The sequence below is a fragment of the Promicromonospora sp. NPDC023987 genome, assembly GCF_040639055.1.
Classification (GTDB): domain Bacteria; phylum Actinomycetota; class Actinomycetes; order Actinomycetales; family Cellulomonadaceae; genus Promicromonospora.
The window spans coordinates 1-19694 of record NZ_JBEZZF010000036.1; the positions used below are offsets into that span (position 1 = coordinate 1).

13 protein-coding genes are annotated in these 19694 nt (G+C 72.4%); 4 read left to right on the top strand and 9 right to left on the bottom strand.

Going from position 1 to position 19694, the window contains the following annotated elements; genetic code table 11:
• Positions 1-56 precede the first annotated feature (56 nt).
• Positions 57-281 carry a tautomerase family protein gene (locus tag AB0F40_RS16425; RefSeq protein WP_108495568.1) on the bottom strand — a complete coding sequence of 75 codons (225 nt, stop codon included), beginning with the start codon at positions 279-281 and terminating at the stop codon, positions 57-59.
• A gap of 193 nt (positions 282-474) precedes the next feature.
• On the opposite strand from AB0F40_RS16425, the gene AB0F40_RS16430 reads away from it, so the two are divergent.
• The 3 genes from AB0F40_RS16430 (at position 475) to AB0F40_RS16440 (ending at position 6209) form a co-directional block, all read left to right on the top strand.
• Complete coding sequence (locus tag AB0F40_RS16430; protein ID WP_357469503.1) at positions 475-1215, top strand: YcnI family protein; 741 nt, start codon at positions 475-477, stop codon at positions 1213-1215.
• Positions 1212-2897 (top strand): copper resistance protein CopC, encoded by a 1686-nt coding sequence (locus AB0F40_RS16435; protein ID WP_357469505.1) that lies wholly within the window; start codon positions 1212-1214, stop codon positions 2895-2897. The genes AB0F40_RS16430 and AB0F40_RS16435 overlap by 4 nt, the downstream gene beginning before the upstream one ends.
• Positions 2898-3080: 183 nt before the next feature.
• Positions 3081-6209 carry a family 16 glycoside hydrolase gene (locus tag AB0F40_RS16440; RefSeq protein ID WP_357469508.1) on the top strand — a complete coding sequence of 1043 codons (3129 nt, stop codon included), beginning with the start codon at positions 3081-3083 and terminating at the stop codon, positions 6207-6209.
• A gap of 103 nt (positions 6210-6312) precedes the next feature.
• Here the strand turns inward: AB0F40_RS16440 and AB0F40_RS16445 are convergent, their stop codons facing one another.
• From AB0F40_RS16445 to AB0F40_RS16455, 3 genes are all read right to left on the bottom strand, one after another.
• Complete coding sequence (locus AB0F40_RS16445) at positions 6313-7128, bottom strand: EamA family transporter (RefSeq protein ID WP_357469647.1); 816 nt, start codon at positions 7126-7128, stop codon at positions 6313-6315.
• A 242-nt stretch (positions 7129-7370) separates the two neighbouring features.
• Positions 7371-9512 (bottom strand): chorismate-binding protein, encoded by a 2142-nt coding sequence (locus AB0F40_RS16450; protein WP_357469510.1) that lies wholly within the window; start codon positions 9510-9512, stop codon positions 7371-7373.
• A 703-nt stretch (positions 9513-10215) separates the two neighbouring features.
• Positions 10216-11391: an epoxide hydrolase family protein gene (locus AB0F40_RS16455; protein WP_357469512.1), complete on the bottom strand. Its 1176-nt coding sequence runs from the start codon at positions 11389-11391 to the stop codon at positions 10216-10218.
• Positions 11392-11492: 101 nt separating this feature from the next.
• On the opposite strand from AB0F40_RS16455, the gene AB0F40_RS16460 reads away from it, so the two are divergent.
• Complete coding sequence (locus tag AB0F40_RS16460; RefSeq protein ID WP_357469515.1) at positions 11493-12065, top strand: CGNR zinc finger domain-containing protein; 573 nt, start codon at positions 11493-11495, stop codon at positions 12063-12065.
• A 68-nt stretch (positions 12066-12133) separates the two neighbouring features.
• On the opposite strand, the gene AB0F40_RS16465 is transcribed toward AB0F40_RS16460, so the two are convergent.
• The 5 genes from AB0F40_RS16465 to AB0F40_RS16485 form a co-directional block, all read right to left on the bottom strand.
• On the bottom strand, positions 12134-12946 hold the full coding sequence (locus tag AB0F40_RS16465; RefSeq protein ID WP_357469517.1) for an ABC transporter ATP-binding protein: 813 nt from the start codon (positions 12944-12946) through the stop codon (positions 12134-12136).
• Entirely contained in the window at positions 12943-14004 is a 1062-nt protein-coding gene (locus AB0F40_RS16470; RefSeq protein WP_357469520.1) for an iron ABC transporter permease, read from the bottom strand. Before AB0F40_RS16470 ends, AB0F40_RS16465 begins: the two co-directional genes overlap by 4 nt.
• A complete protein-coding gene (locus tag AB0F40_RS16475; protein ID WP_357469523.1) occupies positions 13976-14740 on the bottom strand; it encodes a class I SAM-dependent methyltransferase in 765 nt (254 codons plus the stop codon). Before AB0F40_RS16475 ends, AB0F40_RS16470 begins: the two co-directional genes overlap by 29 nt.
• The gene (locus tag AB0F40_RS16480) at positions 14737-15738 is read right to left on the bottom strand and encodes an ABC transporter substrate-binding protein (RefSeq protein WP_357469526.1); all 1002 of its coding nucleotides are present in this window, start codon (positions 15736-15738) and stop codon (positions 14737-14739) included. The genes AB0F40_RS16475 and AB0F40_RS16480 overlap by 4 nt, the downstream gene beginning before the upstream one ends.
• A 112-nt stretch (positions 15739-15850) precedes the next feature.
• On the bottom strand, positions 15851-19255 hold the full coding sequence (locus tag AB0F40_RS16485) for a S8 family serine peptidase (RefSeq protein ID WP_357469528.1): 3405 nt from the start codon (positions 19253-19255) through the stop codon (positions 15851-15853).
• Between the last annotated feature and the right edge of the window lie 439 nt (positions 19256-19694).

A 19694-nucleotide genomic window follows, 5' to 3' on the forward strand; every position in this document is an offset into this window, starting at 1 on the left:
TTCGCTTTGAGCCCGCTCAAAGCGAAGAAACTTAGGCCTCGAAGAGAAGCCGGACGTCAGTCGTCGGCCAGGGCGGCGACGACGCCGGCGCGGCTCTCGTCCTCGCTGGCCAGCACACCGCCGTTGGCGACGATGTCGGGGGTGATCTCGCTGAAGACCATGCGGACGTCCTGGCGCCGGGCGCCCAGGATCTCGACGGCGCTGTCGGCAACGGCCTTGGCGAAGTCGCGACGCTGCTCGACGGTGCGGCCGCGCAGCAGCTCGACGGTGATGTTGGGCATGTCTTCCCTCCGGAGATGGCCGCTCCGCACACAGATACTCGTTCACAGAGGCGACCTTGATTCAGTGACATGAACCAAGGTACGCGTACAGCAGGGTGGCGTCCATGATTTCAGCCGTTCAGTTCACACTCTTGACAGAGGTTCGGCCGGCTGATTTGGTGTGCGGGCCACCTCCAACGTCGGGGAGTCGTACATGAATCGCAGGACTGTCGTCCGTCGCGTCACCCTTTCCGGGTTCGCCGCCGTCGGCCTCGTGGCCCTCGGGGCGACGTCGGCGATGGCCCACGTGACCATCACGCCGTCCACCACCGCCGCGGGTGCTACCGCGGCCTTCCGCGTCGAGATCCCGCACGGGTGCGAGGAGTCGGCGACGACCGGGATCTCCATCCGGCTGCCCGAGGGGGTCGCGGACGTCACGGCCACCGGCACGGACCGCTGGTCGGTCGACGAGGCCGCGGACAGCCTGACCTGGACCACCGACGAACCGCTCCCCGACGGTGAGCACGCCGAGGTCGAGTTCTCCGTACGGCTGCCCGACGACGTCGGCGCGACGCTCGTCTTCCCGGTCATCCAGGAGTGCGAGGACGGCGAGGCGGCCTGGACCGAGGTCGCCGAGCACGGGGAGGGGCATGACGCGCTCGACCGGCCGGCACCGGTAGTCGTCGTGACCTCCGGTGGCGCTGAGGCGGAGGCGGAGCCTGAGACCGGCGAGACCGGCGAGACCCACGGGGAGACGGCGAACGCCGACCCCGGCGGGGAGGCGGCGAGCACCGGCCCCGAGGCGGCGAACGTGACCGCCGGCCCCGAGGCAGCGAGCGCGACCGGCGACCCCGAGGGGCCGGACCTCCTCATCGCCTACGGTGCGGCCGGCGTCCTGGTCGCGGGCGGCCTGGCGGGCGGGGCGGTCCTGCTCCGGCGCCGCCGACGCCAGTGACCCGCCGGGGCAAGGGGCGGCGCACCGGCAGCTGGCTCCTCCTGCTCGCCGTCGTCTGCGCGCTCCTGCTCGGGCCGGCGAACAGTGCCGCCGCCCACGCGACCCTGCTGAGCACCGACCCGGCGGAAGGTGCGGTGCTCGACGCCGCCCCCGAGCGGGTCACGTTCACCTTCAACGAGTCGGTGATCGGCGTCCCGGCAGGCATCAAGGTGTTCGACGCGACCGGGGACGAAGTCGATTCGTCGGCCTCGGTCCGCGAGTCGCAGCTCCTCGTCGACCTCGACGAGGAGGTCGCGGACGGCACGCTCGTGGTCCTGTGGCGCCTCGTGTCGGAGGACGGGCACCCGATCGGCGGCTCCCTGACCTTCGCCGTCGGCGCCCCCAGCGACGTGGTGGACGTGCAGACGACCGGCGCGGACGCCGGAACCGACGCGCCGGTCCTCCTCGGCCTGGTTCGCGGCCTTGGCTACGTGGGCCTCCTCCTGGCAGCCGGAGTCGCGGCCTTCTCGGTCCTGCTCCTCCCGCGGGACCGCGGCGCCGACCGCTCGCGCACCCGGCTCCGTCCGGTCGCCCGGGTGGCGGCCGGCGTCGCGGCGCTCGGCTGGTTGCTCGCCGTGCCGTTGGTCGCGCTCTACCAGCTCGGCCTGCCGGCCTCGGCGATCACCGACGGCTCGACCTGGTCGTCGCTCGCGCTCGCCGAGTACATCGTCCCCGCTGCCGTGGTCGCGGGGCTCGCCCTGGCCGTGGTGGCGCTGCCGTCGTCCGCTGCACCCAGCCGGACGAGATCCGTCCTGGTGCTGGCCGGCTGTGTCCTCGCGGTCGCCGCGCCGGCGCTCACCGGCCACACGAGGGCCACCACGCCCGAGGCGCTGGTGATCGGCGTGGACGTGCTGCACCTGGCCGCGGGAAGCCTGTGGCTCGGCGGCCTGGTGGCGATCGCCCTGGTGCTCGGAGACCTCGCGCGCGGCGACTCCGGCGCCGTCGTGCTCGGCCGCTTCTCGACCTGGGCCGCCGGGATGCTGGCGGTGCTCGTGGTCGCCGGATCGTTCCTGGCCTGGCGGATCGCCGGAAGCTGGGACGCGCTCCTCGACTCCGGCTACGGAGCGCTCCTCCTGGTCAAGGTCCTCGCCGCGCTGGTGGCGATCGCCCTCGCCGCGTGGAACCGGTTCTCGCTGCTGCCACGCCTGCGGGGGGCCACCCGCAGGCGAGACCGCGGGGCCCCGGCCACGCTGGTGGTCCGCACGGCGCTCGCGGAGGCGGGCGTGCTGGTCGTCGTCCTGTTCATCACCGGCTTCCTGGTGGACCGGAGTCCCGAGACCGACGTGGCGCTCGCTGCGGGTCAGAGCGCCGGCGAGAGCGCGGGGGAGAGCGCCTCGGAGCCGGTGCAGCTGGACGACATCTCGGCGCAGATCACCCTGGACCCGCTGGAGGTCGGTCCGGCCACCGTCACCATCGAGATGACCGACGCGGCCGGGGAGCCCGCGGAGGGCTACGAGGCCCCGCGGCTCAGCCTGACGAACGGCGACGTGGACCTGGGAGCGGTGCAGCTCGGCTCGCTCGGTCCGGGGGTCTACGCCGGCGACGTGCTGCTGCCTACCGGGGGCGAGTGGGAGGTGCAGGTCTCGCTGCGCACCACGGAGTTCGACAACCCGGTGCAGACGGTGACCTTCCGGGTCCCCTGACGGGCGCGCCCGGGCCTCGCCGGGACGTCAATCGTAGGGCAACAAATGGCAACTTATTGTCCCATGTCAGGACGGCCCGCATAGTGACGGGGCGTGCATGCACGCCGTCGGCGTCCATGCACGGCCCTGGCAGGCAAGGTCAGGCAAGGTACAGGCAAGGTCCCTCAATGGAGAGGCAGACTGATGGCGCACAGATCGACCGACCCCGTCACCGAAGGCGCCGCGTGGCACGGACGTGCCACGCGGCAAGCCGGCAGCCCACGCCGCAGGCGCCGGACGTTCGCCGCGATGCTCGGCGTCCTCGCGCTGCCGCTCACGGTGCTGCCGGTGCTCCCGGCGCAGGCCTCGGCACAGATCGCCGCGGTGGACCCCGACCGGCCGCAGGAACCAGGCATCACCATGCGGGTGTTCGACATCCAGGTCCCGCTCGACGAGTACTGCACGCTGAAGCCGGGCCAGACCCCGAACATCGACGAGCTGAAGCCGACCATCGACTGGACGACGGCGGAGGACTTCGGCCTCGCCGACCGGTTCGTCACCGAGGTCTCCGGCTATCTGAACGTGCCGGCCGGCGGCACGCACGACTTCCGCCTGACGAGCGACGACGGCGCGCGGCTCCTGCTCGACGACACGCTGGTGGTCGACCACCCTGGCAAGCACGGAGCCACCCCGAAGGACGGGTCGGCCGAGCTGGAGGCCGGGTACCACGCCCTGCGCATCGACCACTTCGACGCGGACTTCGACCAGCGGCTGAAGCTGGAGTGGCGCCCGCCGGGCGCCTCGGACTTCGCGCTGGTGCCGAACGCGGTCCTCAGTACCGACGCCGACGTCACGCGCGTCACCTCGCCCGGGCGCAAGTCCTGCGAGGGAGTCACCGAGGCACCGGGCGACGGGCTGCCGCTGACCGAGGTGCACCCCGACTACACGCTGACCGACCTGCGCCCGGACGGGTTCGAGCCGCAGGTCACCGGGATGGACTGGCTGCCGGACGGCCGGCTGGCCATCTCCACGTGGGGTGGTGACAGGGAGACGGTGCTCGGCGAGGTGTACCTGATCGACCACGCCACCGGCGACGGCGGCGCCGACGACGTCACGTACACGAAGATCGCCGAGGGGCTCCAGGAACCGATGGGCCTCAAGTACGTCGACGGCAGCATCTACGTGTCCGAGAAGCACGGCCTGACCGAGCTCGTCGACGACGACGGCGACGAGGTCACCGACGAGTACCGCTCGGTCGCGACCTGGCCGTTCGGCGGCAACTACCACGAGTTCGCCTTCGGCCTCCTCTACGAGAAGGGGCACTTCTACGTCACCACGGGGATCGCGATGGTCCCCGGCGGCGCGACGCGAGACCCGCAGCTCGTCGAGAACCGTGGCTCGGTGATGAAGATCGACAAGGACTCCGGCGAGGTGGAGTACATCGCCGGCGGCCTGCGCACCCCGAACGGCATCGGCTGGGGCGCCGACGGCGGCATGTACGTCACCGACAACCAGGGCATGCACGTCCCGACGTCGAAGCTCGTGCGCGTCGAGGAGGGCGCGTTCTACAACCACTACACGAACCCGGACGGCCCGTACGACGACCAGCCCGTGACCGAGCCCGTCCTGTGGATGCCGCACAGCGAGATCTCCAACTCGCCCAGCAACCCCGTCATGCTGACCGACGGCGTGTTCGCGGGGCAGATGGCGATCGGCGACGTGACGTACGGCGGCCTGCAGCGGGCGTACCTCGAGGAGGTGGCGGGCCAGGAGCAGGGTGCGGTGTTCCGCATGACGCAGGGGCTGGAGTCCGGCGTCAGCAGGACCAGCATCGGCCCGGACGGCTCGATCTACGTCGGCGGGATCGGCTGGTCGGGCAACTGGGGCCAGGCGGGCAAGCTCGGCTACGGCCTGCAGAAGCTCACCTTCGACGAGAGCCGGACGTTCGACATGCTCGAGATGCGCGCCGTCGACGGCGGGTTCGAGATCGAGTACACCCAGCCCCTGTCGGACGAGACCGCCCAGGACCTCGCGGCGAAGTACTCCGCCGCACAGTGGCGCTACGTGTCGACCCCGCAGTACGGCGGGCCGAAGATCGACGAGGAGGACCTCGAGGTCACCTCGGCGACACTGTCCGACGACGGCAGGACGGTGACGCTCATGATCGACGGGCTCAAGCCCGGCCGGGTCGTCAACGTGCAGTCCTCGCGTCCGTTCGCGTCGGCGAGCGGTAACGAGCTGTGGAGCACGGAGGCCTGGTACACGCTCAACCGTCTGCCGGACGGCTCGGAGCCTCCGCCCGTCTACGAGGCGGAGGCGGCCGACCTCTCCGGCGGTGCGGGCTGGAACACCAACCACGCCGGATACTCGGGCGCGGGCTTCGTCGACCGCAACTGGGAGCCGGGCGCACGCACGACGTTCGCCGTCGAGGCAAGCAAGACAGGCAAGCACGACCTCGCGCTGCGCTACGCGAACGGGCAGAACTCCGACCCGAGCCCGCAGGCCCGGTCGATGAGCCTGTACGTCAACGGCGAGAAGCAGAAGCAGGTCTGGCTCGACAGCACGGTGAGCTGGTCCAGCTGGGCGACGCAGGTCGAGACCGTGCGGCTCAAGAAGGGTGCCAACTCCATCGCGTACGTCTACGAGTCCGACGACGTGGGGCACGTGAACCTCGACAGCCTCACCGTCACGCCGACCGAACGCATCGCGCTGTTCGACGGCGGCGACCTGGACGCGTGGGAGAAGGTGAGCGGCGGACCCGCGACCTGGCCCGTCGAGAACGGGTCGATGGAATCCTTCGGCGGCGACATCCGCACGAAGGAGAAGTTCGGGGACTTCCGGATGCACGCCCAGTGGTACCAGCCGGAGCACGCGCCCGACGTCACGGGGCAGGCGCGCGGCAACAGCGGGTTCTACATCCAGGAGCGTTACGAGGTCCAGGTGCTCGAGTCCTTCGGCATCGACCCGCCCGCGACGAACGACGCCGGTGCGATCTACCTCAAGAAGGCGCCGGACGTGAACGCCGCCACCCCGATGGGCACGTGGCAGACCTACGACATCCGGTTCCGCGCCGCCCGGTTCGACAGCGACGGCACCAAGGTCGAGGACGCGCGCCTCACGCTCTGGTGGAACGGGCAGCTCGTGCACGACGACGTGGCGATCGACGGCAAGACGGGGAACGGCAGGGCCGAGGGGCCGACGCCGGGTCACATCCGCCTGCAGGACCACGGGGACCCCGGCCTGAACCCCCGGTTCCGCAACGTCTGGATCGAACGCCTCACCGAGCGGGAGACCGCGGAACAGGGGTCTGGCAGTGCGCTGACAGTGCGCTGACCGGGCGGCCCGCGAGGGGCGGCGCTCCGTCGGACGGCTCGGCCGAGCCGCCGACGAGGCGCCGCCCCTCCCGGGTGAGCCACCGGGCGCGCCGCCAGGAACGTCAGTCCTCCGGCCGGGGCTCTCGGGTGCGGCTTCCGCCACGTTGCGCCCCGGCACCGGCGAGGACGACGAGCACGATTCCCGCGAGCTGGAGCGGCGAGGGCCTCTGGTGGAGCACGAGCAGGCCGAGGAGCACGCCGAACGCGGGCTCGACCGCCATCAGGGTGCCGAACGCGGTGTGGGTCATGCGGCGCAGGGCGAGCATCTCGAGGCCGAAGGCGGCCACCGGGGCGAGGAGCGCGAGCCCGGCCGCGATCAGCAGCACGCGCCAGTCCAGCTGCCCGGACGCCTGTGGCACGCCGATCAGAGCGGCGACGACCGCCGCGACCGGGATGGTGATCGACAGACCGCTGATCCCCGAGAAGCGGTCACCGACCCGCTGCGTCAGCAGGATGTAGCTGCCCCAGCCGGTACCGGCCAGCGCGGCGAACCCGACGCCCGCGAGGTTGACCTCGCCGTGCCAGGGCTCCGTCATCAGTACCACCCCGCCCAGGGCGAGCAGGGGCCAGACCAGCATCCGCCGGTTGCGGCTGCGGAACGCCGCGACGGTCAACGGGCCAAGGAACTCGATCGCGACCGCAGTGCCGAGCGGGATGTGGTCGATCGCGGCGAGGAACGCGGTCGACATCAGCCCGGTCGCCACGCCCAGCGCGAGCAGGACGGGCACGTCACGGCGCCGGATCAGATGGAGCGGGGGACGGGCGATCAGCAGCAGGATGATCGCCCCCATGCTCAACCGCAGCCAGGCGGTGCCGGCCGGCCCGACCTGGTCGATGAGACCGACGGAGAGCGCCGAGCTCAGCTGCACCGCCAGCATCGCCGCCCCCGCCAACGCCCACGGCGGCAGCGGGACCCGAGCGGACCGGCTGGTCACGACGCGTCGGGGGGACGGGGCTGGTCACGCATGGCTGTTCTCCGATCGACGGGTCGAATCGCTACGATATACACTTACCGTCCTGTAAGTCTGGCGAGGCACGTGGGATCGATCCTGCACACCTCGCCGCGCAGGCTCCAGCAGACCAGCGGCTGACGGCTCGTGCTGCCCGCGGTGGTGCGATCTCACCGCGCCGGGGACGGCTCTGCCGGGGCGCCCAGGACGTGGCGGGTGACGGCGTCGAGCACGGTGAGGCCGTCGGCCGAGAGGACCGACTCCAGGTGGCCCTGGACCGACGCGACACCGGGGCCGCGCAGCGCCGTGAGCACGCCGTCCGAGTCGACCGACGGTTCCAGGGCGAGCCGGGCCACGGGGGTGTCGGCCGAGGCCGCGTCGACGGTGGTCAGCCGCGCGCCGAAGGTGTTGTAGTAGCCGACGGCGGCCGTGGTGCCGAACACGTCGGCGTCCAGCCGCACGCCCTGACGCGGCGCGGGCAGCGCGCGGACCTGGAAGCCGGCGAGGTCGGCGAGCACCTGGTGGCTGAGGCACACCGCGAGCAGCGGCAGGCCCGCGCTGACGCGCTCGTGGATCCGCCGGCCGATGGCGGCGATGCGTGGGTCGTCGCGATCGCGCGGGTCGCCCGGTCCCGGGCCGAGCACGACGAGATCGTCCGCGAGCACGTCGGTGACGGCGTCCCACCGGACCACCCGGGCGGACATGCCGAGGTGGTTCAGCTGATGGGCGAGCATCGTCGTGAACTGGTCCTCGTGGTCCACCACGAGGACGCTCCGGCCGGTCAGCGGCGAGGGCTCCGCGGTTCCCTCCGCAGATTCTGGCCGTGGCGCGGACAGGGCGGCCGGTCCGGCGTGCGCGGCGTCCTGCGGACGGACCCAGAACTCGGCGAGCTGGCTGTTGCGGGTAGTCAGCGCCTGGGCGACGCCGGGTTGCGCGTTCAGGTCGACGACGGCGTCGGGACCGGCTCCGCGCGGCACCAGCCCGAGCGAGGCGAGCACCCCCGCCGCCTTGGCCCGCGTCTCCGCGACCTCGTGCTCGGGGATCGAATGACGGACGAGGGTCGCCCCGGCCGGGACGGACACGCGGCCGTCGTCGTGCAGATAAGCCGTGCGGATGAGGATCGGGGCGTCGAGCGAGTAGCTCGCGGGTCCGGACGGGGCCTGCTCGGCAGTGCCGCGTGCGCCGTCGGGCTCGAACAAGGCGAGGACGCCCGAGTAGTAGCCGCGCGGGCGCGTCTCGTGGCGCGTGATGACCGTGCAGGCGTTCTCCATCGGGGACCCGGTCACGGTGGGCGCGAACATCGTCAGCCGCAGCGCCTCGCGGACGTCGACGGTGGTGCGGCCCTCCAGCAGGTACTCGGTGTGGCTGAGGCGCGCCATCTGCTTGAGGTACGGGCCGACGATCCGCCCGCCCTCGGGGCAGAGCGCGCTCATCATCTTCATCTCCTCGTCGACCACCATGAAGAGCTCCTCGTTCTCCTTGGTGTCGCGCAGGAACTCGAGGACGCCGTCGCGCGTGGGACCCGACGCCGGGTGACGGTAGGTGCCGCTGATCGGGTTCATCCGGGCCACGCCGTCGTGCAGGGTCAGGTGCCGCTCGGGCGTGGCGCCCGCCAGCGACAGCGGCTCGGCCGCGGGACCACCGGCGCTCGCCGCAGGCCCCGGTGCGTGCACCGCGAACGTCCAGTACGAGCCGACCTCGTGCGTGAGCAGGGCCCGGAACCACGACGTCAGCGTGGCGACAGGCGCGGCGGAGGTCCGAGCCTCGAAGCGGCGCATCACGACGAAGTTGGCGCCGGCGCCCTGCCCGATCTCGTCGTCGATCACGCGGCGCACGATGCCCGCGTACTCGTCGTCGGGGACGTCGAAGCCGAGCGGCTCTGCGGCGACGGGCTCGGGCGGGAGGGCGGCGACGGCGTCGGACAGGGGGACCCGTTCCGACTCCCGTACGACGAGGCAGCGCAGGGGCGCTCCGTCGTCGTGCACGGTGAACCCGCGCTCGCGCGCCTGGCGGAACGGGACGACGGCGAGCACCGGCGCTCCGTCGAGCGGGATGTCGCGCAGGAGGTCGGCGTCGACGACGTCGCCGGTCAGGACCTCGACCTCGGTGCCGCCGTGGCGGCGCAGGAGCGCGAAGGGGAGCGATCCGTCGGAGGCCAGGACCCGGTCGAGGAGGGGATGCTGGGCGGCGTTGGGTGCGGCGTTGGGTGCGGCGTTGGGTGCGGCGTTGGGTGCGGCGTTGGGTGCGGCGTTGGGTGCGGCGTTGTCGGGCGCGGAGTTGTCGGATGCGGCGGAGGGAGAGTTGTGGGGCATGCGAGACCTCTCGGTTCGGGTGCCCGCCCGGGACTGCTGCCTCGTGGGAAACACGAAACGACCGCCTCGGGCGAGGCGGTCGTGGACGTGTGAGTGAATGCGTCGCGGGCCCGCCTATTCGGCGGGCCACCAGTCCTGGCAGATCAGGTGCGACGTCATGGCCGGAACGTTAGTCGCGAGCGGGCGGGGTGTCCACAGGGGACGCCGGGGTACCGACCGGCGCGGGCGCTGCTGCCACAGTCCACTGGTCCTGGTCCTGGTCCTGGTCCTGGCCCTGGCTGCGGCCTCCCGCCAACCGTCCACCGCCAACCGTCCACCGCCAACCGTCCACCGTCCACCGTCCTCCGCCAACCGTCCACCGCCAACCGTCCACCGTCCACCGTCCTCCGCCAACCGTCCTCCGCCAACCGTCCTCCGCCAACCGTCCTCCGCCAACCGTCCTCCGCCAACCGTCCTCCGCCAACCGTCCTCCGCCAACCGTCCCCCGTCGAGTGCAGAGCTGGTCGCGCCGGCGGACGCCGACTGCAGAGTTGGTTGCGGGTACAGGGCTTGTGACCGCGTCCAAGTCTGCACTCGTCGAAGAGTGCCGCGACCAACTCTGCAGTCGGTGGTCGGCAGCCAGCGGTCGGCAGCCAGCAGCCAGCAGTCGGCAGTCGGCAGTCGGCGGTCGGCGCTGGCCGGGCTGGAGGGGCCTTCGCCGTGTTCACCGTTGAGCGGCCAGCACCGCAGCGAGGCCCTCTTGCAGGTCCTTGACGAAGAACTCGGGAACCTCGAGCGACGGGAAGTGGCCCCCGGCCTCTGGCGACCTCCATCGGACGATCTGCCGGTACCGTTCCTGCGCCCAGGCGCGCGGAGTGCGCGCCTCGATGTCGCGGGGATACATGGTGATCGCCGACGGGACGTCGACCCGAAGCTCGGGATCGAGCGAGTGGGGGCTCTCGTAGTAGATGCGGGCCGCCGATGCACCGGTCCGCGTCAGCCAGTACAGGGTGACGTCGTCGAGGATCCTGTCCCTGGAGATCGTCTCGAACGGGCTGTCCTCGGTGTCCGACCACTCGGCGAACTTGTCGAGGAGCCAGGCGAGCAGCCCGACCGGTGAGTCGACGAGCGAGTAGCCGATGGTCTGCGGCCGGGTCGCCTGCTGCTTCGCGTACGCCCGGTGGTGGAGCCAGAAGTCGCGGGTCGCCTCGGTCCACCGGCGCTCGACCGCCGTCAGCCCGTCCGTGGTCATCCCGGGCGGTTCCATCGCGAACGTCGTGTGGATGCCGAGAACGTGCGCCGGGAACCTGCCGCCGAGCACCGTGGTGACATTGCCTCCCCAGTCACCGCCGTGGGCTACGAACGTGCTGTAGCCGAGCCTTCCCATCAGCTCCACCCAGGCGGTCGCGATCTTCTCGACTCCCCACCCGGTGGTGGCCGGCTTGTCGCTGTACCCAAAACCCGGCAGCGACGGGACGACGACGTGGAACGCCGGCGCGTCCGCGTCCTGCGGATTTGCCAGCTCGTCGATGACGTGGGTGAACTCGACGATGCTGCCCGGCCAGCCGTGGGTCAGGATCAGCGGGGTGGCGTCCGCACGGGCGGACCGCCGGTGCAGGAAGTGGATCCCCAGGCCGTCAATGGTCGTGCGGAACTGGCCGATCTGGTTGAGGCGATCTTCGAACGACCGCCAGTCGTACCCGGTGCGCCAGTAGTTCACGACGTCGACGAGGTCGGCAAGCGGAACACCCTGTCCCCACCGGCGTGGGCCGGGTGCGGCGCCCTGGACCGTCTCGGCTTCCGGTAGCCGTGCGGCGGCCAGCCGCGCGCGCAGATCATCGAGCTCGGCGTCGGTCGCGTGTGCGTCGAATGCTTGCACGTCGCTGGTCGGACGGGGCATGAGACCTCCAGGTGATCGCGTGAACCGGCTCGGACATCAGAACCGGCTAAGACGGTTCTAGCAGAGCCGGGGGCTGGCGGGCAACCGGCTATGGTGGTTCCATGCGCGCTGAGTTCCCCGACTTCCGGCTGGGCAAGGTGCTGGCGACGAGCTTCACGGCGACGCTGACGGAGCGTCGTGGCAACGCGGTGGAACGCATCCCGACGCCGCAGCGGCTCGTCGACTGGCTGGCGGTGAGCGGCCTCGCCGTGGAGTCCTGCACCACCGCTCAGCTCGAACGCGCGCGGGAGCTGAGGGAGTCGATCCACGCCGCTGCGACAGCGGCCGCGATCCAGGACGCACTCCCTGCAGCCGCTGTCCGCGTGATCAACGACCGGAGCGCTCAGGGCCGGGCCGCGGCGGTGCTGACGCCCGAGGGCGAGCGGCGGTGGCAGCTCGGCGCGGCCTTCCCGGTCGAGGACGCCCTCGGCGTGATCGCCGCCGACGCGATCAGCGTCGTCGCTGGTGAACGAGACGGAAGACTGGCCCTGTGCGCATCGCCGACCTGCCGAGCCGCCTTCTTCGACACCAGCAGGAGCCGCACCCGGAGATGGTGCGACATGAACACGTGCGGGAACCGTGAGAAGAAGGCGCGATTTCACGCCAGCCAGCGCCCAGCCCGACCGGCCGGGTGATCGAGACGCCGGTACGTCCCGATGACCAGGTATCAAGGACCGGGGCAGTGCCGGAGCGCCCGCGCCCGTCAGCCCGCGGCGGCGCCGAGCACCTCGACGCGCAGGGCGCCCGCATGCCGTGACACGTCCGCCCGCACGCCGAAGACGGTGCGCAGCGTGTCGGCGGTGAGCACCTCGTGGGTCGGGCCCGCTGCGTGCGTGCGTCCCTCGTGCAGGACGACGAGCCGGTCGCAGTAGCGTGCCGCGAGCGCCAGGTCGTGCAGGACCACGACCACGGTCAGACCGGTGGCGGCGAGCAGGGACAGCAGCTCGTGCTGGTGCTGTACGTCCAGGTGGTTGGTCGGCTCGTCGAGGAGCAGCACTGCCGGTTCCTGGGCCAGCGCCCGGGCCGCCTGGACGCGCTGGCGTTCACCGCCGGACAAGGTGCGCCAGCGTCGGTGCTCGGTGCCCGTCATGCCGACGAGGTCCAGGGCGCGAGCGCACGCGGCCGCGTCCTGCGGGCGGGCGGGTGCCATCCGGCCGCGGTGGGGCAGCCGGCCGAGGGCGACGACGTCGGCGACGGCGAGGTCGGTGTCCGAGTCGCTGTTCTGCTCCATGACGGCGACGGTGCGGGCCCGCTCGCGCCGAGGCAGCTCGCCGAAGGGCCGGTCGCCGAGCCGCACCAGCCCGGCCTGCGGTGAGATCGACCCGGCGAGCGCGTGCAGCAGCGTCGACTTGCCGGAGCCGTTGGGGCCGATCAGCCCGGTGACACGCCCCGCGGGTGCGCTGAGCCCGACGTCGTCGAGGATCGGCGTCGGGCGACCGCGTACGCGCACGGTCAGGCCCTGCCCGCTGATCTCGACCGGTCGGACGCCGCGGGTACGGACAGCCGTGCCGCTCACCGGCGTTCCCTGCGGTGCAGGATCAGGAGGAACGCGGGGACTCCCAGTAGCGCGGTCACGACGCCGGCGGGCAGCTGTTTCGGGGCGAGCGCGGTCCGCGCGACGGTGTCCGCGAGCATGAGGAAGACGGCTCCGCCCACTGCGCTGGCCGGCAGCAGCCTGTGGTGCAGCGGTCCGACGAGCGCGCGGACGGCGTGCGGCACGATCAGGCCCACGAACCCGATCGCCCCGACGCTGGACACCACGACGGCGGTCACCCCCGCCGTCGTGACCAGGGCCACGGCGCGCACCGCCGCGACCGGAACCCCGAGCGAGGCCGCCGTCCGGGCGCCGAAGGCGAAGGCGTCGAGGTCGGACGCGATCAGCCGGAGGGCGAGCAGGGCGACGCCGACCACTGTCGCGCACAGCAGGACGGAGGGCCAGCGCGCCGCCGCGAGCGAGCCCGTGAGCCAGTAGGTCAGGCCCCGCGCCGCGTCTGCGTCGCCCCAGCCGAGCAGCACCAGCGACGTGAGAGCCGCGAACAGCTGGCCGACGACCACGCCGGTGAGGACGAGGCGGTCGGCGCCTGCCGCGCTGCGGCCGAGCAGGAGCAGCACGAGGCCGAATGCCGCAAGGCCTCCTGCGAGCGCGCCCCCCGCGAGCGACACGGCCCCCGAGCCCAGGCCCATGACCAGCACGAGCACGGCGCCGGTCGAGGCACCGGAGGAGATGCCCAGCAGGTACGGCTCGGCGAGGGCGTTGCGCGTCACCGCCTGGAGCACCACACCGCAGGTGGCCAGACCGGCGCCGGCAACGGCCGCGAGCAGCGCGCGTGGTGCGCGCAGCTCCCAGACCACGGAGTCGACGAGCGAGGGGAGAGGGGCGACGGGCAGACCGAGGTGCGCACCGAGCGAGCGAGCGGTCTCGCTCCACGTGATGTCTCCACCGCCCGTCCCGACGGCGGCGAACGCGACGGCCGTGAGCACGAGCGCGGTGCCGAGCGCCGTGCCGACCGTCCTGCCGACCGTCGCTGCCACCGGCCGCGCGAGCTCAGCGCTGCGCGAGGACGACATAGTCATCGAGGTGCTGCCAGATGGGTCCGGCCTCACGGAACTGCGCCGCCCGTAGCGCGGACACGTGGAAGGCGAGGCTGAGGTCCGGGTTGGGCGGGCGGTGCGCGAAGCGCCGTTCCCGCTCGGCGGCCAGCGGTGCGAAGTGGGGGTGGGCGACGAGCTCGGCGAACCAGCTGTCCCAACGCAGTGCGCCCGCTGCCTGGTCGCGTGCCTGGGTCGCGGCGTCGTCCTTCTGGCTCAGCTCCTCGAACAGCGGGCGGCCGTCCGGCTGGCGCAGGTGGTCGGCGTTCAGCAGCACGCCGCCCGGCTCCAGGATGTTCGCGGCGTCCCGGTAGACCCGTGCGAGCACGTCGGCGGGCAGCCAGTGCAGTGCGGTCGAGGACAGGACGGCGTGTGGCCTGCGGCCGTCCAGCACCTTCGTCCATGCCGGGTCCCACAGGTCGGCGTCCTCGAAGTGCAGCCGGTCGCCGTGGCCGGCCAGGGCCTGTCGCCCGAGCTCGATCAGCATCGGGTCGAAGTCGACGGCTACACAGGTCATCTCCGGGAACCGGTCCAGCACCCGGGCCGAGATCGAACCGGGACCGCAGGCCAGGTCGACCACGAGGGCGTCGGCGGGCACCGCCTCGGCCAGGACGTCCAGCAGCACGGCGAACCGGTCTTCGCGGCGGTTGATGTACGCCGCCTGCTGCTGGTCCCAGGCCATGAGGTGCGCGCGCGCCCAGCGCGTCAGGTCGTCGCTCACTTGTCCACCCCCGCGAACTCGACCAGTGCGCCGGACAGGGTCGCGAGCGCGTCGATGCTGCGGACGGACGGATCCATCTCGGTCGCCGGGATGGCGACGAGCTGGTCGCCGCGCACGGCCGCGAGCTGGGCGGTCACGGTGTCCGAGCGGAGCGCCGCGATCTTGTCCTCGGCGCTGTCACCGGTCAGGCCGCGGGAGAGGTCGGCGAGCACCAGGACGTCGGGGTCACGCTGGGCGATCTCGTCCCAGCTGGTCTCCGACCACTGGGCGTCGAGGTCCTCGAACGCGTTGCCCGCGCCGGCGAGCTCGGTGAGCGTCTGTGGCAGGCCGGCGTTTCCGGCCACGATCGGCGCGCCGTTGATCGTCGAGTAGATCCAGGCGACGTCCAGGCCCTCGGCCTCCGGGGCGGCCTCGGCCACCTCGGCCAGCACGGCCTGCTGCTCGCCGACCAGCTCGGTGCCGCGGCTCTCGACGCCGAACACGGCTGCCAGGTCCGTGATCTCGGCGAAGATCTGCTCGAACCCGACCTCGTCGGCGACCAGGTCCGGGTCCTCGCAGTCGTTCGCGGACAGGTAGGCCGGGACACCGAGGTCGACGAGCTCTGCGCGGTCGCCGACGGCGTCCGCCGCGAAGGCCGAGGCGCGCATCGAGTACACGAAGTCCGGGCCGGCCTCGCGCAGCTGCTCAGCGGTCGGGTACTGGTCGGCGAGCACCGGCACGGCGGCGTAGGCGTCGGCGTACTCGGGGGCGACGGCGTCCGTCAGGTAGCTCGTGCCGATCATCTTGGCGCCGAGGCCGAGCGCGAGAAGCAGCTCGGTGGCGCCCTGTTCGAGCGTCACCGCCTGTTCCGGAGGGCCGTCGATGGTGAGGTCGAGCCCGCAGCTCTCGAGCGTGACGGCGGCTCCGGTGGAGGTCTGGGCGGGCGACGCGGCGGTGGACGCCGCGCAGCCCGACAGTGCGACGACGAGCAGCGCACTGGGAATGAGAATCGTTCGCATGTGAGCATCGTAAGTGCTGGAGCCGGCCCCCGGTGACGGCACCTGTTGCGCAGGTCGTGTCAGGTGCCCAGGTCACTGCGGTGACCCGGGCGCCTGACAGCAACAGGCCGGATCAGCCGACGGCGTACGCCCGGACGACCGTCTTGGCCACCGATCCGCCCGCCTCGTCCCACGCCTCGACCTTGAGCGAGACGTGCTCGGTGCCGGCCGGCGCCCTGACCTTCGCGACGAAGGTGCCGTCACCGGTCCGGGTCACCCGGGCCCGGTGCCAGGTGGCGCCGTCGTCCGCCGACCACCACAGGCGGGCGCCCTCGACGTCCGACGTGTCGTAGGCGCCTTCCTGGTAGCCCACGCCGACGCGCACCCTGGTGGAGCGGGGGGCCGTGCCCGACGGTTCGAGCCCGCGCACGTCCCACGTGGTGTCGAGCAGCGGCGGAAGCGCACCGTCGGGTACGTCGGACCGCGCGTGGAACTCCCACTCGCCGGTCACGCCGGTGGCGAGCCGGTAGGCGGGGTCGTCAGGAGTGCTCTCCATCAGCATCCGGTAGTCCGCCCCGCCCTCCGGGACGACGGGGTAGGCGTCGCCGCCCTCGTCGTGGATCAGCTCGCCGTCCTGCCAGACGCGCAGGCGCTGGTTGACGTCGGCGCCCCACAGCACGCCGCCGTCGTCGTCGACCCGTGGCCAGGGGCCGAGCGAGAGCTCGCCGCGCCAGTGCTCGACCGGTACGCCGCTGTACGCGCCCGGGCTCAGTACGCCCGCGGCCAGTCCCTGCTGGGCGCGGCCCGGCGAGCTCCACGTGTGCGGAAGAGCCTCGACAAGGGTGACTCCCACGCCGTCCTCCTGGATCTCGGACCGCATGTGCCACAGGCCCGGCAACGCCGTCAGGTACTCGGTGCGGCGCGTACCCACGGGGACCGCCTCCACGGCGCCGCCGGCGATGATGGTGCCCGGCTCCCAGTACATGCGCTCGGCGAGGTGGGTGTCGCCGACCGACGCGCCGTAGGTCGTGGCGACGGCGACCGTCGTGCGGCGGTCGCCGCGTAGTGCGGGCACCTCGACACCCTCGCTGTGGTGGGCGAGGTCGTAGCGGTAGGCCGCTGCCTCGTCCCCAGCGGTCGGCGCGAGCAGCGTCGCCTGGAGGATGGTGTCGTAGTCGCCGTGGGCCGCTGCGGGCACCGGGGTCAGCGCGAGATCCGTCTCCGGCCCGTACTTCACGTTGACGCTCGCGTAGGTTGCCTCCGCCGAGTCCTCGGTCTCGACGGAGAGGCCAAGGCTCGCCAGCTCGGCCGGACGGTGCGTCGAGGTGGTGACCCCCTGCGCCGCCGTGCCGTCCAGGAGCACCTCGGCGTCGGCGGTGACGTCGACCTCGCCGCTCGACAGGAGCAGCGCGTCGGTCACCGCGCCCTCCGCGTCGAGCGTCTCGATGAACGCGATCGGGCTGTAGACGCCGGGGATCACGCGCGCCGTGGCGACGCCGTCCTCGAACCGGAGGTCCGTGCCGAAGACCCCGCCGTTCTCGGTGTCCAGCCTGATCGCGGCGCCCCAGGTGTCGGCCGTGACGGGCTCGCCCGCCCGGTCGACGGCGCGCACCGTGAGGTTCACGTACTCGCGCTCCTTGGCCCAGCCGACGGGCGTGCGCACGTCCGTGCCGTCGGTACCGGTCGCGACGAGCGTGCCGCCGACGGCGCCGATCGCGCCCGGGCCGTCGGCCGCGGTCACGTCGACAGAGGCGGTCCCGCCCGCAGGCACGACGACGGAGTCCGCCGACAGGGTGAGCGCGCCGGCCACGTCGGTGCCCTCCGCGTCGGTGACGTCGCTCGTGAGGGCGAGCGTGACGTCGTCGGACCCCGTGTTCGTGTACGTCACGGTGTCGGTGGCCGACTCGCCGTCGTGCGGCCAGGCGAAGGTGCCGAACGAGACCGACGGCGTGGCCGTGACCTGCTGTGCGATGGCGCCGGGAACGGTGATCCGCCCCGCGCCCTCTGCCCAGACGTCCGCGCCGGTCGGCTCGGCCGAACCCATCAGCGCGGACTTGAGCGCCGTCGCGCCGAGCTCCGGCCGGGCCTGCTTGAGCACCGCTGCCGCGCCCGCGACGTGCGGGGCGGCCATGGAGGTGCCGCTCAGTGCGACGTGCAGGTCGTCGACGACGTCGCCCGCGGTCGTGCCCGCTGCGCGCGCGGCGACGATCCCGTCACCCGGCGCGACGACGTCCGGCTTGAGCAGGCCGGCGTCGGAGCCGCCACGGCTGGAGTAGGGCGTGACGGCGTCGGCGTCGTCGACGGCGCCCACCGTGAGGGCCCTCGCCGCGATGCCGGGCGAGCCCACGGTGCCCTCGCCGAGGTCGCCGTCGTTGCCCGCGGCGACGACGAACAGCGTGCCGTACCGCTCGGTGAGCTCGTCCACCGCGACGGCGTCCGGGGACGGCACGTCGAAGTACAGGTCGCCCAGCGACAGGTTCACGACGTCGGCGCCCTCGGTGGCCGCCCACTCCATGCCCGCGATGACGCCCGACAGCTCGCCGTAGCCGTCGTCGTCCAGGACCTTGCCGATCAGCAGGTCGGCGTCCGGGGCCACACCCCGGTTGACGCCGTCGGAGGCGTCACCCGAACCGGCCAGGATGGAGGCGACGTGCGTGCCGTGGCCGGCACCGTCGGTCACGTCGCCCTTGCCGGTGAAGTCGCGTTCGCCGGCCACCGCCTCGTCGAGGTCCGGGTGCGTCGCGTCGATGCCGGAGTCGAGCACGGCGACCGTGACGCCCGCACCCGTGAACCCGGCCTCCCATGCCTCCGGCGCGCCGATCTGCGGCGACGAGTCGGCGTCGGAGGCGCGGACCGGCTGGTCCAGCCAGACGTGCCCGACGCTGCCGGGTGCGGTCCGCTTGGTCGAGGCACCGTCCGGGGTCTCGGGCGGTGCGAGGGCGTCGAGCAGCTTCGCTGCCCGGCCCTTCGGCAGGACGTCGGCCACCGCGCCCACCGACTCCAGGTCCCGGTCGGGCGTGATGCCCGACGCCGCCCAGTCCTGCCCGGCCGGTGGTGCTGACCTGGCCTCGCGGTCCAGGGAGCTGGCCGTGTCGGAGCCGTCGGCCGTCGCCGCGGCAGCTGCCGCGGTCTGGACGATCACCGGCAGCGAGTCGCGCGAGGCGTCGTCGTACCCGGCCTCGACCAGCCCGGCCACGTCGAACAACGCGCGGTCCAGGCGGCTGGGCACGAGCCGCGCGACGTCGCGCGGGATGACGTAGAGGTGCTCGCCCTCACGCTGCTGGAAGAAGGCCATGTGCTCGCGGCCCGCGCCGGACCGCACGGTCGCCGTGACCGAGCCGTCGGTCGCTGTCCGCACCGTGACGACGTCGCCGGTCAGCAGCGTGACGGTCGCTGGACGACCCTGCGCCGCGGCTGTCGAAGGCTCCTGCTCGTGCTGCAGTGCCGGTGTGTCCTGCGGGACGGCCGCGGTCGCCCACGTCCCCCCACCCAGTGCGATCGCCATCGCGACCGCTGCTGCACTTGCTCTCTTACGCATCGGGTTTCTCCCGTCCGGGTCGAGCGCGCCGCCTGTGCGGCGCCACGACAACCAGACGCGCGAGGCCCTCGGACGGGTTGCTTGACCTGCGGAATCAGTCCGGACCGGAGCTCCTGGACGGCGCCGAGCACCCGGACGGCGGTGAAAACGATGTCGCACGAGAGACGGTTGACGGCCGCCTGGCGGCCTGCCATGGTCTGAGAGCGCTCCCATGATTTGTTAGCGGGGTCGCGATGCAATTTCGCAAGTCCTTCATCACCCTCGACGACGCGGGTACGACGTGAACCGCACCCCGGGCAGGGGCGGTTCAGAAAGGACGACGACGATGTTCCATCCCTTTGCCAGTGCAGGTCCTCAGTATCCCGACGGAGCGGTGCGACCGCCCAGCGGCGATCGGCTCGGGCGACCACGTCGGATGCGGCGCGCGCGGATCGCGGTT